4 protein-coding genes are annotated in these 15878 nt (G+C 73.4%); 1 reads left to right on the top strand and 3 read right to left on the bottom strand.

The genetic code is table 11. The features are described 5' to 3' along the window. Positions 1-66 precede the first annotated feature (66 nt). Positions 67-630 carry a PadR family transcriptional regulator gene (locus MRQ36_RS28495; protein WP_242799834.1) on the top strand — a complete coding sequence of 188 codons (564 nt, stop codon included), beginning with the start codon at positions 67-69 and terminating at the stop codon, positions 628-630. 248 nt (positions 631-878) lie between these two features. Here MRQ36_RS28495 and MRQ36_RS28490 read toward each other — a convergent pair whose 3' ends face one another. The 3 genes from MRQ36_RS28490 to MRQ36_RS28480 all read right to left on the bottom strand — a co-directional run bounded on the left by MRQ36_RS28490 (position 879) and on the right by MRQ36_RS28480 (position 15797). Next, a complete protein-coding gene (locus MRQ36_RS28490; RefSeq protein ID WP_242799833.1) occupies positions 879-1958 on the bottom strand; it encodes a branched-chain amino acid aminotransferase in 1080 nt (359 codons plus the stop codon). A gap of 106 nt (positions 1959-2064) precedes the next feature. Continuing rightward, positions 2065-2442 (bottom strand): nuclear transport factor 2 family protein, encoded by a 378-nt coding sequence (locus tag MRQ36_RS28485; protein WP_242799832.1) that lies wholly within the window; start codon positions 2440-2442, stop codon positions 2065-2067. Further along, a complete protein-coding gene (locus tag MRQ36_RS28480; protein ID WP_242801425.1) occupies positions 2439-15797 on the bottom strand; it encodes a non-ribosomal peptide synthetase in 13359 nt (4452 codons plus the stop codon). The genes MRQ36_RS28485 and MRQ36_RS28480 overlap by 4 nt, the downstream gene beginning before the upstream one ends. Positions 15798-15878 lie beyond the last annotated feature (81 nt).

Genomic DNA, 15878 nt, shown 5'->3' with positions numbered 1-15878 from the left:
CCATATTCTACGATAGGAATAGTCATATCACTGACTATGTAGCCAGGGAAGTGTGAGGTCCGGGCAATGGCGTTACGGCACGCGGTGCTGGCGGCACTGCTCGACGGCGAGTACAGCGGGTACCAGCTGGCCAAGGCCTTCGACGTGTCGCTGTCGAACTTCTGGTACGCGGTGCCCCAGCAGCTCTATGCCGAGCTGACCAAGCTGGAGCGTGCGGGACTGATCACCGGCCGGCAGGTCATCCAACGGGACCGGCCCAACAAGCGACTGTTCACGGTCACCGATGCCGGCCTCGCGGAGCTGGCCGCGTTCGCCGCGGTGCCGTCGAAGCCGCCGTTCATCCGGGAGGATCTGCTCGTCATGGTCCAAGCCGTCGACCGGCTGGATCCGACCCCGGTCATCGCTCAGCTCCAGGAGCGTGCGGTCATGGCGGCAGCGAAGGTGGAAATCTTCGATCGGATGCTGCAGCGGCTACGTGGCGAGCAGGACGAGGAGACGTTCCTCCGCGAGAGCGAGCGCATCGGGCCGTATTTGACGTGTCTACGCGGCCGCCGGTTCGAGCAGGAGAACCGAGAGTGGTGCGAGCAGACTGCGGCGCTGCTGCGCAACCGAGCGCCGTTGCGCGGCTGACCCGAGGGTGCCCGACGTAGGCGGTGCCGGAGCAACGCCAGAAGACCGCGATCAGGGGTGATCGCGGTCCGCTGGCTCCAGTTGTCCGGTGACGGCGGCCGAGGCAGATGTCGCGGCATTGTTCGCGGCGAGCTGCGCATGCTGACCCCGATGGGCGGACCTGGCCCGGCTGACGGGGCAGCGGGGCGTCGGCCTCCGCCGTCGCCCCGCTGCCCTGCCCACGCACGGTCCAGCGTGTGCCGGCGAGGCTACTGCCGGTGAGGACTGCCGGCTCTCACCGGATACATCCAGCTGTCCGGGTCCGGGGCCTTGCCGTGGTGCAGGTCGAGCAACGCCTCGCGCAACCGCATGGTGACCGGGCCGGGCGTCCCGTCGCCGACCGTCCATTCGGTGCTGCCGTCGCGGACCGCGCCGACCGGTGTGACCACTGCGGCCGTCCCGCAGGCGAAGACCTCGGTGATGGTGCCGTCGGCGCACTCCTGCTGCCACTGGGAGACGGACAGGCGGGTGGTGCCGCTGCGGTAGCCGAGCCGGGTGGCGAGGGTGAGCAGGGTGTCCCGGGTGACGCCGGGCAGGAGGGTGCCGGTCAGCTCAGGGGTGAGCACCTCGGCGTCGGCACCGCTGCCCCGCACGAAGAACAGGTTCATGCCGCCGAGCTCCTCGACCCAGCGTCCCTCCCTGGCGTCGAGCCAGACGACCTGGTGGCAGCCCTGCATCTGCGCCTCGCGCTGGGTCAGGAACGCCCCCGCGTAGTTGGCGGCGCACTTGACGTCGCCGGTGCCGCCGGGGAACGCCCTGGCCGTGTCCCGGCTCACCCACACCCGCACCGGCTCGACGGCGCTGCCGAAGAATCCGCCCGCCACGAAGGCCATCATCATGAAGGTGTATTCGTTCGCCGGCCGGAGCATCAGGTTGGCCTCGCTGGCGAACAGCAGGGGGCGCAGATAGAGGCTGACGTTCGGGTCGTCGTCGATGTGGTGGCCGTCGGCGGCGACGACTGCGTCGACCGCCTGGAGGAACATCTCCTCGGGCACCTCCGGCATCGCGAGCCGGCGCGCGGAGCGCTGGAACCGCAGGGCGTTGTCCCGGGGCCGGAACACCGCCATGGAGCCGTCGACCTGCCGGTGGGCCTTCAGGCCCTCGAAGACCACCTGGCCGTAGTGCAGGCCGATCATGCCGGGGTGCATGGCGAAGTTCGTCAGCGGGCCGCGGGTGGCCGGGCTCCAGCCGGTGGACGGGGTCCAGGTCGCGGTGACGAGGGTGTCGGTGAACTGCGCACCGTGCTCGACGTGCGGGGTGCGGGAGACGGGGGCGTGGGTCTGGGTCATGGTGCTCAGTGCTCCTCAGGGTCGGTGGTGCCTGGGCGCGCGGGCATGCGGGGCGTGGACGCGGGTGGGTCGAGCCCGACGGGACTGCGGTGAACGGTGACGGGACTCAGACGAGCGGGGCGGAGAAGTAGGTCTCCCGGCGGGTGATGGCACCGGATCCGTCGAACTCGAAGAAGTCGGCGAAGCGCAGGTCGATCGGTGATCCGTCCAGGGCCACGCCCCGGAACCCGCCGTGGGCGGCGACACCAGTCCCGTCGGCGATCACGGCGTCGAGGGTGTGCACGCCCGATCGGATGGGTCGCAGCTCGCAGTAGAAGTGGGCGATCCGCTCCCGGCCGACCATCGGTGGGTGGCCGGGGCGGTGGTAGACGGCGTCGGGGGCGAACAGGGCGACCGAATCCAGTAGGTCACCGGTGTCGATGAGACCGAAGTAGTCACGCACGGTCCGGGCGTGCAGCTCGGGATGGACGACGGTGTCAGTCACTGTGCTTCTCCTTTCGGGGTGGCCGGTCCGGGGGTGGAGCCGGTCACCCGGCCGGCGTTCGGCGTGGTGGTCAGGTGGGCGGCGAGGATCGGCCCGATGTGGGCCAGCGCCGCCGGGCTTGTCATGAGGCCGTGGGAGAACGGCACGGGATGCACCTCGACGTGCCGTGTCCCGTACGAGGGCCACCGTCGTGCCGCGGTGGACTCGGCGGCGGTGAACAGAAGCAGGTCCCCGTCGAAGGGGGGCGAGGTGACCGACCGGGTCAGGTTCACGTGGTCGACGAAGACCCGTAGCACCGACGCGGCGGTGGCGCCCAGGGAGTCCAGGTCCAGCCCGGACAGGTCGTGGAGCGTCAGCGGCCCGTCGGGCACCGGCCGTCCCAGCGAGTCCAGGACGGCGGCGATCGCCGCCGGGTCGTCGGGGTGCAGGGGCGCGGCACCGGGGTCCGCTTCGAACGGGTAGGCGTCCAGGAGGGCGAGCAGCGCCACCTGCTCCCCCGCCGCGCGGAGCCGGGCGGCGATCCCGTGGGCGAGCGCGCCGCCGAAGGACCAGCCGAGCAGGTGGTACGGGCCCGTCGGTTGGACGGCGAGGATCTCGGCGAGGTGGTACGACACCAACGCGTCGAGGTCGTCGGTGTGCCGGTGCGGGTCGGCGAGCGCGGGTGACTGCAGCGCATACAGCGGCCGGTCGGGGAGGTGCCCGCGCAGCCCGGCGTAGACCCAGCCGAAGCCGGCGGCCGGGTGGACGCAGAACAGCGGCGGTGCGCTGCCGTCCTTACGTAGCGGAAGCATCGTCGCCAGCGGGTCGGCCCAGGTGTCGAGCTGTTCGGCCAGCCGGGCCACGGTCGGCGCCTCGAACAGCGACCGCACGCTGACCGGGGTCCCCAGGTCTCGGGAGATCCGCCCGGCCAGCACCGCACCGAGCAGGGAGTGCCCGCCGAGGACGAAGAAATCGTCGTCGACCGTGACTTCCGGCAGTCCCAGTACCTCGGCAAAGAGGGTGCACAGGTGCCGTTCGACGTCGGTACGCGGCGGTCGGCCGGCGGTGCGGTACTCCGGGGCGGGCAGCGCGGCGCGGTCCAGCTTGCCGTTGGTGGTCATCGGGAGCCCGTCGAGCACCACGACCGCCGACGGCACCATGTGCTCGGGCAGCTGCCGGGCCAGGTGGGCGCGGACCTCACCGGGCTCCGCCGCACCGACGACGTAGGCGACGAGCCGCCGGTCTCCCGGTCGGTCCTCGCGCACCTCGACGGCCGCGCGGGTGAGCGCCGGATGGCGCAGCAGGGCCTGTTCGACCTCGGCCCGCTCCACCCGGAATCCACGGATCTTGACCTGGTCGTCGGCCCGGCCCACGAACTCCAGTTCCCCGTCGACGGTCCACCGGCCCAGGTCACCCGTGCGGTACATCCGCGAGCCGTCGCCGGAGAACGGGTTGGCCACGAACCGTTCGGCGGTCAGGGCCGGCTGCGCCACGTAACCGTTGGCGAGCCCGGCACCGCTGAGGTAGAGCTCCCCGACCACGCCGGGAGGGACCGGCTGCAGCGAGACGTCGAGCAGGTGAGCGGTCTTGTTGGCGACCGGGGCGCCGATCGGCACCGTGCGGCCGGGCGGCCCGTCCTCGCGGGGCACCTCGTAGGCGGTGGTCAGGCCCATGCTCTCCGCCGGGCCGTACCCGTTGGCCACCCGCAGCCCGGGCCACTGCCGCATCGCCCTGCGCACGTGGGCCGGCGACGCCGCCTCACCCGCGGTGATCGCCCAGCGCAGCCCCTCGAAGACCGTCGGGTTCTCGTCGGTCATGAAGTTGAACAGGCTGGCGGACATCTGCAGCATGGTGACCCCGTGCGCGGCGACCAGACCGGCGATCGCCTGCGGATCCGGCCGGCTACCCGGTTGCAGCACACAGGTGCCCCCGAACAGCAGGGCACCGAACAGCTCCAGCGCGAACGCGTCCCACGACATCGGCGCGCACTGCAGAAAGACCTGGCCGGCGCCGAAGTCGACGTAGGACTGGCCGAGGAACGTGCCGACCAGCGCGCGGTGCGGGGCCGCGACCCCCTTCGGTCGCCCGCTGGAGCCGGAGGTGAACATCACGCAGGCGGTGTCACCGGGATCGGCCGACACGGCGGGCGCCTGGGCCGGGTGGGCGACGATGACGGCGGCGTCCGTGTCGACCCGGACGTGGGTGACGTCCCCCGCGCCGAGCCGGTCGAGCAGACCGGACCGGGTGATGATCACGGGGGCGGCGGTGTCGGCGAGCGCGCAGCGCAGCCGCTCGGTGGGGAATTCCGGATCCAGCAGCGTGTACCCGGCGCCGGTCTTGAGCACGGCGAGGAGGCTGACCACCAGATCCGGGCCGCGTTCCAGGTGGACGCCGGCGAGCGCGCCCCGGCCGAGCCCCAGGGACATCAGGTGGTGGGCCAGTCGGTTGGCCGCCCGGTCCAGCTCGGCGTAGCAGATCTCCCGGTCGTCGTGGATCAGGGCGGTGGCGTCGGGTGTCCGGGCCGCCTGCTCGGCCACCAGGTCGTGCAGGCAGCGGTCCAGGGGCACGTCGCGGGCGGTGTCGTTCCACTCCACGAGCAGCTGGTGCCGCTCCTGGGGGGTCAGCACGTCGACGTCGCCGATGCGGATCTCGGGATCGGCGGCGACGGCGGTGAGCAGCCGCACGAACCGCTGCCCGATCGCCTCCACGCTGGCGTGGTCGAACAGGTCCCGGGCGTACTCGACGGCGCCGTCGATGCCGGCCGGGGTGCCGTCGACGTCGCGGTTCTCGCCGAAGGCGAAGGTGAGGTCGAACTTCGCCACGCCGGTCCCCACCGGCTCGGTCCGCACCGTCAGGCCCGAGATAGCCAGCTCGCCGCGCGCGTTGTTCTGCACCACCAGGCTCACCTGGTACAGCGGGTGCCGGGCCGGCGTGCGCGGCGGGCGGACCAGGTCGACCACCGTCTCGAACGGCACGTCCTGGTGGGCGAAGGCGGTCAGGTCGGCGTCCCGGACCCGGCGCAGCAGCGCGTCGAAGGTGGGATCGCCGCTGGTGTCGGTGCGCAGGACCAGCGTGTTGACGAAGAAGCCGACCAGATCATCGAGGGCGCTGTCGGTACGCCCCGCGACCGGCGTCCCGAGCGGGATGTCGGTGCCCGCACCGAGCCGGGTGAGCAGCGCCGCCAGCGCGGCCTGCAGCACCATGAAGAGCGTGACCTGGTGTGCCCGGGCGACGGCGGCGAGCCGGCCGTGCAGTTCCGCGTCGAGCCGCAGGTCGACGACACCGCCTCCGGAGCGCAGTAGTGCGGGGCGGGGCCGGTCGGTCGGCAGGTCCAGTTCGTCGGGCAGGTCGGCCAGGACGCTGGCCCAGTACTGCGACTGGCGGGTGAGCAGGCTGTCCGGGTCGTCCTCGGCGCCGAGCAGGTCCCACTGCCACAGCGTGTAGTCCGCGTACTGCACCGGCAGCGGCGACCACTGCGGGGGCTCACCGGCGTGCCGGGCGGCGTACGCGACGGCCAGGTCCGCCAGCAGTGGACCGGTGGACCAGCCGTCGCAGGCGATGTGGTGCAACGTCAGGAGCAGGACGTGATTGTCGGCGTCGAGTGCGAACAGCTCGGCCCGGATCGGCACCTCGGTCGCGAGGTCGAACGGCACGCGGGCGGCCTGCTCCAGGGCGCGGCCGAGGTCCGCTTCCGCGCAGGTGCGCACCGGCACCGAGAATCGCACCTCGTCGGCGGGGAGGATCCGCTGCCAGGGCAGGCCGTCGGTGGTCTGGAACACGGTCCGCAGCGCCTCGTGCCGGGCGACCACGTCGGTGAGTGCCGCGGCGAGGGCGGCCGGGTCGACCGGCCCGGTGAGGCGCAACGCGAAGGGCGCGTTGTATGTGGCGCTGGGTCCTTCGAGCTGGTCGACGAACCAGAGCCGGCGCTGCGCCGACGACAGCGGCAGCCGGTCCGGGCGCGGCCGGCGGGCGACCGGCGGACGGATCTGGGTCTCGTCGTCCAGCCGGCCGGCCAGGCCGGCCACCGTCGGGTACTGGAACAGCGTCCGGATCGCCAGCTCCGCGCCGAGAGCGGCGCGGACCCGGCTGATCAGCCGCGCCGCCAGCAGCGAGTGCCCGCCGAGAGCGAAGAAGTCGTCGTCGACGCCCACCCCGGGCAGCGTGAGCACCTCGGCGAACAGCCCGCAGAGGATCTCCTCACGCGGTGTGCGGGGCGGACGTCCGCTGCTGGTGCCGGTGAATTCGGGCACCGGGAGGGCCCGCCGGTCGAGCTTCCCGGTCGGGGTCAGCGGGAACGCGTCGACGAGCACGAACGCCTGCGGCACCAGGTGCTCGGGCAGCCGGTCGGCGACGTGGCGGCGCAGGTCCGTCACGCTGACCGCGGTGCCGGCGCGGGCGACCACGTACGCGACGAGCCGCTTGTCCCCCGGCCCCACCTCGTGCACCACCACCGCGGTACGTGCCACACCGGGATAGCCGCCGACGGTCGCCTCGACCTCCCGCGGCTCCACCCGGAAGCCGCGGATCTTCACCTGGTCGTCGGCCCGGCCGAGGAAGTCCAACACCCCGTCGGCACGCCAGCGCACCACGTCGCCGGTGCGGTACATCCGCTCGCCGGGTGCGCCGTACGGGTGGGCGACGAACCGCTCCGCGGTCAGCGCGGCCTGCCGGACGTACCCGTCGGCCAGCCCCACGCCGGCCATGTACAGCTCACCGGCGACCCCGACCGGCACGGGTCGCAGTGCCTCGTCGAGCACGTACACCCGCTTGTTGCGGATCGGACGGCCGACCGGGACGGTCCCCCGGGCCACGTCGGCCGGCTCCACGGTGTGGCAGGTCGTGAAGATCATGCTCTCCGCCGGCGAGTAGCCGTTCACCACGCGGACGCCCGGGTACGCCTCCAGCAGGGCGGCGAGGTGCGACACCGACGCGCGTTCACCGCCGGTCATCACCTGGTCCACCCCGGTCAGCACGCCCGGATACTCGTCGAGCAGGAAGTTGAGCAGGCTGGCCGACAGGTGGACGGTGGAGACGTGCCGCCGGGCGATGAGCTCGGCGATCACGGCCGGTTCGGGTTTCCCACCGGGGTGCAGCACGCAGGTCCCGCCGAACAGCAGAGCGCCGAAGAGTTCCAGCGCGAACGCGTCCCAGGAGACCGGTGAGCACTGCAGCACCACCTCCCCGGGTCCGAAACGGACGAAGTCCTGCCCACAGAGGGTGCCGACGACGGCCCGGTGCGGGGAGGCGATGCCCTTGGGCTGGCCGGTCGAGCCGGAGGTGAACATGACACAGGCGACGTCGCCGGGGCGGGCCCGGCGCGCCGGCCCGTCACCGGAGCCGGTCCCGGCGACGGTGGGGTCGCGCAGCAGGTCGGCGATCTGTCGGGTGGCGGGGTGGCCGGCGAACCCCACCTCGTCGGTGAGCACCAGCGCCACGGCCGCCTGGGCGACGACGGCCGCGAGCCGTTCGGGCGGGAAGTCCGGGTCGAGCATGGTGTACGCGGCGCCCGCCTTCAGCACGCCCAGCACGGCGGCCACCAGCTCCGGCCCGCGCGGCAGGTGCACCCCCACCACGTCGCCGACGCCGATCCCGGCCCGGCTGAGTCCGTGGGAGATCCGGTCCGCGTCGGCGTTCAGTGCGGCGTAACTGACCGTGCGGTCCCCGCACACCAGCGCCGTCGCCTCCGGACGGTCGGCGGCGTGCGCCTCGAACATCTCGTGCAGACAGGCGTCGGGGACGACAGTGGCGGTGTCGTTCCACTCGTGCATCAACCGGGTCCGCTCGCCCGGGTCGAACAGGTCCACCGCGCCGATGGGCAGGTCCGGGTCGGTGGACAGGGCGGACAGCAGGCGTACCAGGCGGCGGCCGATCGCCTCGGCGGTCGCGCGGTCGAACAGGTCGCAGGCGTACTCCAGGTAGCCGGTGAGGCCACCGGACCCGCCCTCGGGAAGCTGCTCCACGAAGGCCAGCCCCAGGTCGAACTTGGCGACGTCGGCGCCGACGGGCAGGATCTGCGCCCGTACGCCGGGGAACTCGGCCGTGGCCGCGGAGTTGTTCTGCACCACCAGGTTCACCTGGAACAGCGGGTGCCGGGCGGTCGAGCGCGCCGGGTTGAGCGCCTCGACCAGCCGCTCGAACGGCACGTCCTGATGGGTGTACGCGGCCAGGTCGGTCTCCCGGACCCGGGCCAGCAGGTCCCGGAAGCTCGGCTCGCCGGAGGTGTCGGTACGCAGCACCAGGGTGTTGACGAAGAACCCCACCAGGTCGTCGAGCGCCTGATCGGTGCGGCCGGCGACGGGTGAACCGATCGGCACGTCGGTGCCCGCGCCGAGCCTGGTCAGCAACGCCGCCAGGCCGGCCTGCAACACCATGAACAGGGTGACCCCGGTCTCCCGGGCGAGCCCGGTGAGGGCCGGGTACAGCTCACCGCCCAGGTCCAGCGTCACCACGTCACCCCGGTGGCTGGGGCGGGCCGGCCGGGGCCGGTCGGTGGGCAGCGTCAGCTCCTCCGGCAGCCCCGCCAACGCCTCGGTCCAGTACGCCAACTGACGCGACAGCAGGCTGTGCGGGTCGTCCTCGGCCCCGAGCAGCTCCCGCTGCCACAGCGTGTAGTCGATGTACTGGACGGCGAGCGGATCCCGCTCCGGCTCGGCCCCTTCCCGTCGCGCCCGGTACGCGGCGGACAGGTCACGCAGCAGCGGGCCCAGGGACCAGCCGTCGCTGACGATGTGGTGCAGCATCAGCAGCAGGACGTTGTCGTCGGGCCCGACGGCGAGCAGCGTGGCGCGTACCGGCGCCCGGTCGGTCCGGCTCAGGTCGTGCGGCTCGGCCACGGCACGGGCCACGGCCGCGTCGAGACCCTCCGCCGTGCAGTCCACCACCGCCAGGTCCACCTCGGCGGGCGGCAGCACGACCTGGCTCGGCTCGCCGTCCTGCACCACGAACACCGTACGCAGCACCTCGTGCCGGGCCACCACGTCGGTGACCGCCCCGGCCAGCGCGGGCAGGTCGACCGGGCCGCGCAGCCGCACCGCCAGCGGCGCGTTGTAGGTGGCGCTCGGACCGTCCAGCCGGTCCAGGAACCACAGCCGCTGCTGGGCGAACGAGAGCGGCACCCGTTCCGGGCGCGGCCGCGACCGTACCGGCGGACGCTCCGCCCGGGTGAGCCGGTCGGCGAGCCCGCACACGGTGGGCCACTGGAACACCGCACGGATCGGCAGTTCGGCGCCGAGCACCGACCGGACCCGGCTGATCAGCCGCGTCGCCAGCAGCGAGTGTCCCCCGAGGGCGAAGAAGTCGTCGTCGATACCGACCCCGGTCAGGCCCAGAACGTCGCCGAACAACCCGCACAGGATCTCCTCGCGGGGATTGCGGGGACCCCGCCCGGTGGCGTCCGGACCGACCTCCGGCACCGGCAACGCCCGCCGGTCGAGCTTGCCGTTCGCGGTCAGCGGCAGCGCGGGCAGCGCCACCATCGCGGCGGGCATCAGGTGGGCGGGCAGCCGCTCCTCGAGGTAACGGCGCAGGCCCGGGAGCGGGTCGTTGCCCCGCACCGGTACGACGTAGGCGACCAGCCGCCGGTCCCCCGGCCGGTCCTCCCGGACGACGACCGCGGCCTGCGCGACGGCGGGGTGCCGGTGCAGCACCGCCTCCACCTCGCCCGGTTCCACCCGGAAGCCACGGATCTTCACCTGGTCGTCCGCCCGCCCGACGAAGTCCAGCACCCCGTCCGGCCGCCAGCGGGCCAGGTCCCCGGTGCGGTACATCCGCTCGCCGGGCCCGCCGTACGGGTTGGCCACGAACCGCTCGGCGGTCGACGCGGCCCGGTTGACGTAGCCGTTGGCCAGACCCACGCCCGCCACGTACACCTCGCCGGTCACACCCGGGGGCACGGGTTGCAGGGCCACGTCCAGCACGTACACCTTCTTGTTGGCCACCGGCCCGCCGATCGGCACGGAGGTCGCGCCCGCCGGCGCGGCACCGGCCCGGTGCGCCGTCGTCAGGCCCATGCTCTCCGCCGGGCCGTAGCCGTTGACCACCGACAGGTGCGGGAACTGGCGCACCGCTTTCGTCACATGTGCCACGGACGCTGACTCCCCTGCGGTGATCGCCCAACGCAGCCCCTCGAACGCCGCGGGATACTCGTCGAGCAGGAGGTTGAAGAGGCTGGCCGACATCTGGAGCATGGTCACGTCATGCGCCGCGGTGAGGGCCGCGATGGTGTCCGGCTCCGGCCGCTGCCCCGGGTGCAGCACGCAGGTGGCACCGGTCAACAGCGCACCGAACAGCTCCAACGCGAACCCGTCCCACGACACCGGGGCGCACTGCAGGAACACCTGGTCGGCGTCGAAGTCGACGTAGGACTGGCCGAGGAAGGTGCCGGCCAGCGCGCGGTGCGGTGCCACGATCCCCTTCGGGCCGCCGGTGGAGCCGGAGGTGAACATGACGCAGGCGGGACCGGTGGGGACGGCCCGCGTTCCGACGGGTGTCGACGGTCCGGTGAGGGTGTCGGGCCGGACCACGGTGGTGGGCAGACCGGCGAGCAGGTCACCGTCGTCGGCGGAGATGACCAGCGGGATGCCGGTGTCGGCGACCACGGCCCGCAGACGGCCCGCCGGGAAGGCGGTGTCCAGCAGGGTGTACGCGCCGCCGGCCTTGAGGACGCCGAGCAGCGCCGCCACCAGGCCCGGCCCGCGGTCGAGGTGCACCCCGACGATGACGTGCGGGCCGACACCGAGGCGGACCAGGGCGTGGCCGATCCGGTTGGCGGCGGCGTCCAGCGCGGCGTAACTGAGCGGCCGTCCCTCGAACAGGACCGCGGTGGCGTCGGGACGGGACGCGGCCTGCCGCTCGAACAGCTCACCCAGCGTGAGCTCCAGTGGCGCGTCGACCTCGGTTGCGTTCCAATCGGTCAGGACCAGCCGGCGCTCGGCCGGGTCCAGCAGTTCCACCGCACCGATCGGGCGGTCGGGGTCGGCCAGCACCGCCGACACCAGCCGGATCAGGGCGTCCGCCGTGGTCTGCGCGGTGGCCCGCTCGAACAGGTCGGTGGCGTAGTCCAGCGAACCGGTGATGCCGTCCGGCCCCTGGGTGAGCGTGAGAGTCAGGTCGAACTTGGCGACCGGCACCTCGACCGGTGCGGGCGCGCACTCCAGGCCGGGCAGGTCGAGGTCGCGACCGCTGCTGTCGGTCAGCACGAGCATCACCTGGAACAGCGGATGCCACGACGACGACCGGGTCGGGTTGACGGCCTCGACGACCCGTTCGAACGGCACATCCTGGTGCGCGTACGCGGCGAGGTCGGTCTCCCGGACCCGGCCGAGCAGTTCCCGGAAGGTCGGGTCGCCCGAGGTGTCGGTCCGCAGCACCACGGTGTTGACGAAGAACCCGACCAGATCGGTCAACGCCTCGTCGGGCCGTCCCGCCACGGGGCTACCGATGGGCACGTCGGTGCCGGCGCCCAGCCGGGTGAGCACCGCCGCCAACGCCGCGTGCAGCACCATGAACGGCGTGACCCGGGCCGCGCGGGCGAGGGCGGCCATGCGGTGGCAGGTGTCGGCGGTGAACCGTACCGGCACCGACTCCCCGGCCACGCCGACGACCGGTGGGCGGGCCCGGTCGGTGGGCACCACCGGCGCGTCGGGCAGCCCGTCGAGTGCCGCGGTCCAGTACCGCAGTTGGGTGGCGGTCACACTCTCCGGCTCGTCGGCCGCGCCGAGCAGCAGGTCCTGCCAGGCGGCGTAGTCCGCGTACTGCACCGGCAGCGGCGACCAGTCGGGAGTGGTGCCGGCGTGGCGGGCGGTGTAGGCGGTGGCGAGGTCACGGGTCAGCGGCCCGACCGACGAGCCGTCGCACGCCACGTGGTGCAGCAGCAGCAACAGCACCGTCTCGGCGCCCACCTCGAAGACGGTCACCCGGATCGGCAGCTCGACGGCCAGGTCGAACGGGTACGCGAGGGCGCGTCCCAGGGCGGCGGGAAGATCATTGGGCGGGCAGGTGACGACCTCGACCACGGGCGGCACACCGGTCAACGTGACCGGCTGCGGCTGCCCGTGCACCGACGGGAGGACCGTCCGCAGCACCTCGTGCCGGTCCACCAGGTCGGCCAGCGCGTGGACGAGCGCGGCCCGGTCGAGCCGGCCGCGCAGCCGGTACGCCAGCGGCACGTTGTAGGCCTCCGGACGGTCGACCTCGCGGAGGAACCACATCCGCCGCTGCGCGTGCGACACGGGGACGACGGCCGGATCGGTCCGGCGTCGCAGTGCCGGCCGGCGTGCCGCCGCCCCGTCGAGCATCCGGGCCAGGCCGGCCACGGTCGGCGTCCGGAACACGGTGCGGATGTCCACCTCGGCGGCGAACGTGGCCCGCACCCGGGCGATGAGGCGGGCGGCGAGCAACGAGTGCCCGCCCAGGGCGAAGAAGTCGTCGTGCCGGCCCACCTCCGGCAGGCCGAGAATGTCGGCGAAGAGCCCGCAGAGGATCGCCTCACGGGCGTCGGCCGGTGGCTGCACGACCCCCGTGCCGGGGTCGGCAGCGGGTGCGGGCAACGCGGCCCGGTCCAGCTTGCCGTTGGGCGTGACCGGCAGGGCGTCGAGCAGCACGACCGCGCTGGGCACGAGATGTGCCGGCAGGAGGTCCCGTGTGTGGTCGCGCAGGGCCGCCGGGGTGGGTGCCGGGCCGGGTCGGGTGACGACGTACGCGGTCAGCCGCGGATCCCCCGGCCGGTCCTGCCGCACGACCACGGCGGCCTGCGCGACGGCCGGATGACGGGTCAGGGCGGCCTGCACCTCGCCCGGCTCCACCCGGAAGCCGCGGATCTTCACCTGGTCGTCGGCCCGCCCGACGAACTCCAGGACCCCGTCGGCCCGCCAGCGCACCAGATCGCCGGTGCGGTACATCCGCTCGCCGGGCGCGCCGAACGGGTGGGCGACGAAGCGGGTCGCCGTGGTGCCCGGCTGGTTCACGTACCCGTCGGCGAGCCCCACCCCGGCCATGTACAGCTCACCGACGACTCCGACCGGCACCAGGGCGAGCCGGTCGTCGAGCACGTGGACCCGCTTGCCGGCGATCGGGCTGCCCACCGGGATCGAGGCGCGGTCGGCGTCGTCCCGGGTGACCCGGTGGCACACCGTGAAGATCGTGTTCTCGGCCGGCGAGTACCCGTTGACCAGACGCAGGTCGGGATGCCGGTCCAGTAGCCGGGCGACGTGCTCGACCGAGGCCGCCTCGCCTCCCGTCATCACCTGCCGGACCTGGTCGAACACCGTCGGGTACTCGTCGATGAGGAAGTTGAGCAGGCTGGCGGACACGTGCAGGGTGGTCACCCCGCACTCGGGCACCAGTCGGGCGATCAGCTCGGGCTGGGGGGCACCGCCGGGGTGCAGGACGCAGGTGCCACCGGTCAGGAGTGGCCCGAACAGCTCCAGCGCGAAGGCGTCCCAGGACACCGGCGCGCACTGCAACCACACCTCGCTCGACCCGAAGTCGACGTAGGACTGGTGCAGCAGGGTGCCGAGCACGGCCCGGTGCGAGGTCAGGATCCCCTTGGGGCGTCCGGTCGAGCCGGAGGTGAACATGACGCAGGCGGGGTCGTCGGGGCCCACCGGGACGGCGGTCCAGGGCTCGCAGCCGGTGTCCGGCCCGCCGTCATCGGGGTCGGTGGGCGGTACGCAACGCACGCCGTCCAGGCCGGCACCGTCGTGGGTGACCACCAGCGGCGCGCCGGTCTCCGCGAGCACCGCGCGGCGGCGCCGCGCCGGGAAGGCCGGGTCCAGCATGGTGTACGCCGCGCCGGTCTTGAGTACGGCCAGCACCGCGACGACCAGGTCCGGTCCCCGGTCGAGCTGGACCCCGACCACGGTGCCGCGGCGGGCACCCGCCGAGGCCAGCCGTCGGGCCAACCGGTCGGCTCGGGCGTCGAGTTCGCCGTAGCCGACCCGGTGACCGTCGAAGATCAGGGCGGTCGCGTCCGGGGTGGCGACGGCGACGGCGGTCACCGTCTCGTGGAGGGTGCCGGACGGCGCGGGTGCGCCGGTGTCGTTCCAGGTGTGCAGCAGCCGGTCCCGTTCGGCGGTGTCCAGCAGGCCGACGGCACCGATCCGGGTGTCCGGTGCGACGGCGACCTGGTCGAGCAGCCGCACCAGACGGGCCGCGAAGGCTTCCACCGTGGACCGGTCGAACAGCGCGCCGGGGAACTCCACCACGCCGGTGAGCCCTCCGGCCGATCCGTCGGCGGACCGGCACTCCCGCAGTTCGACGTTCAGGTCGAACTTGGCCGTGCCGGTGCGGACCGGCTCCAGCCGGGCCGGCGTCGCACCGAGGTGCACCTCCCCGTCGGCGGTGTTCTGCAGCACCAGCATGACCTGGAACAGTGGGTGCCACGCGGTGGAACGGGGCGGGTTGACCGCCTCGACCACCCGGTCGAACGGCACGTCCTGGTGGTCGAACGCGGCGAGATCGGCGGCGCGGACCCGGCCCAGCAGCTCCTGGAACGTCGGGTCGCCCGTCGTGTCGGTGCGCAGCACCAGGGTGTTGACGAAGAACCCGACGAGGTCGTCGAGCGCCGCGTCGGTACGCCCGGCGACCGCCGTGCCGATCGGGACGTCGGTGCCCGCGCCGAGGCGGGTGAGCAGGGCCGCCAGGGCCGCCTGGAGCACCATGAACAGCGTGACGTTGCCGGCCCGGGCGAGGTCGGCGAGGCGGGCGTGGGTCTGCGGCGAGATCCGCAGCGCGGCGGTGTCGCCCGCCGTGGCGCCGTCGGCCGGCCGGGGGTGGTCCGTGGGCAGCACGGGCGACCCGGGCAGCCCCGCCAGCGCGGTGGTCCAGAACCGCAGTTGGGCGTGCAGCAGGCTGTCCTGGTCCTTCTCGTCGCCGAGCAGGGCGTGCTGCCAGCGGGCGTAGTCGCTGTAGCGGGCGGGCAGCGGCGCCCATTCCGGCGCGGTTCCCGCGTGCCGCGCCGCGTAGGCGGCGGCCAGGTCGCGCACCAGTGGTGCCATCGACCAGCCGTCGGACGCGATGTGGTGCAGGACCAGCACCAGCACCGAGTCACCGTCGTCGAGTTCGATCAGGGTGGCCCGCAGCGGGGCTTCGTCGGCGAGGACGAACCGGTGGCGGGCCACCCGGGCCACGACCTGCGCGGCGTCCGGCGCCGGGGTGGCGACGACGTCCAGCACCGGTCGGACGTCCTCCGGGGCCGGCACCACCGCGTGGGGTTCGCCGTCCACCGCCGGGAAGAGGGTGCGCAGCGGTTCGTGGCGGGCCATCACGTCGCCGAGCGCCGCCCGCAGCGCGTCCGGGTCGAGCCGGCCGCGGACCCGCACCGCCTGCGGCGCGTTGTAGGTGCGGCCGTCGTCGTCGGTCTGGTCGAGGAACCACAGCCGGCGCTGGGCGTGCGACGACTGGCGGTGCGTCCGGCGGCCTGGCGCTGACCGCCGGCCGTGCGGGCGGCGAGCCGTCGA

Origin of the sequence: Micromonospora sp. R77 (genome assembly GCF_022747945.1) — a bacterium.
Lineage (GTDB): Bacteria > Actinomycetota > Actinomycetes > Mycobacteriales > Micromonosporaceae > Micromonospora.
Note: the sequence above shows the minus strand (reverse complement) of the source record. Positions and strands in the feature narration are given on the sequence as shown.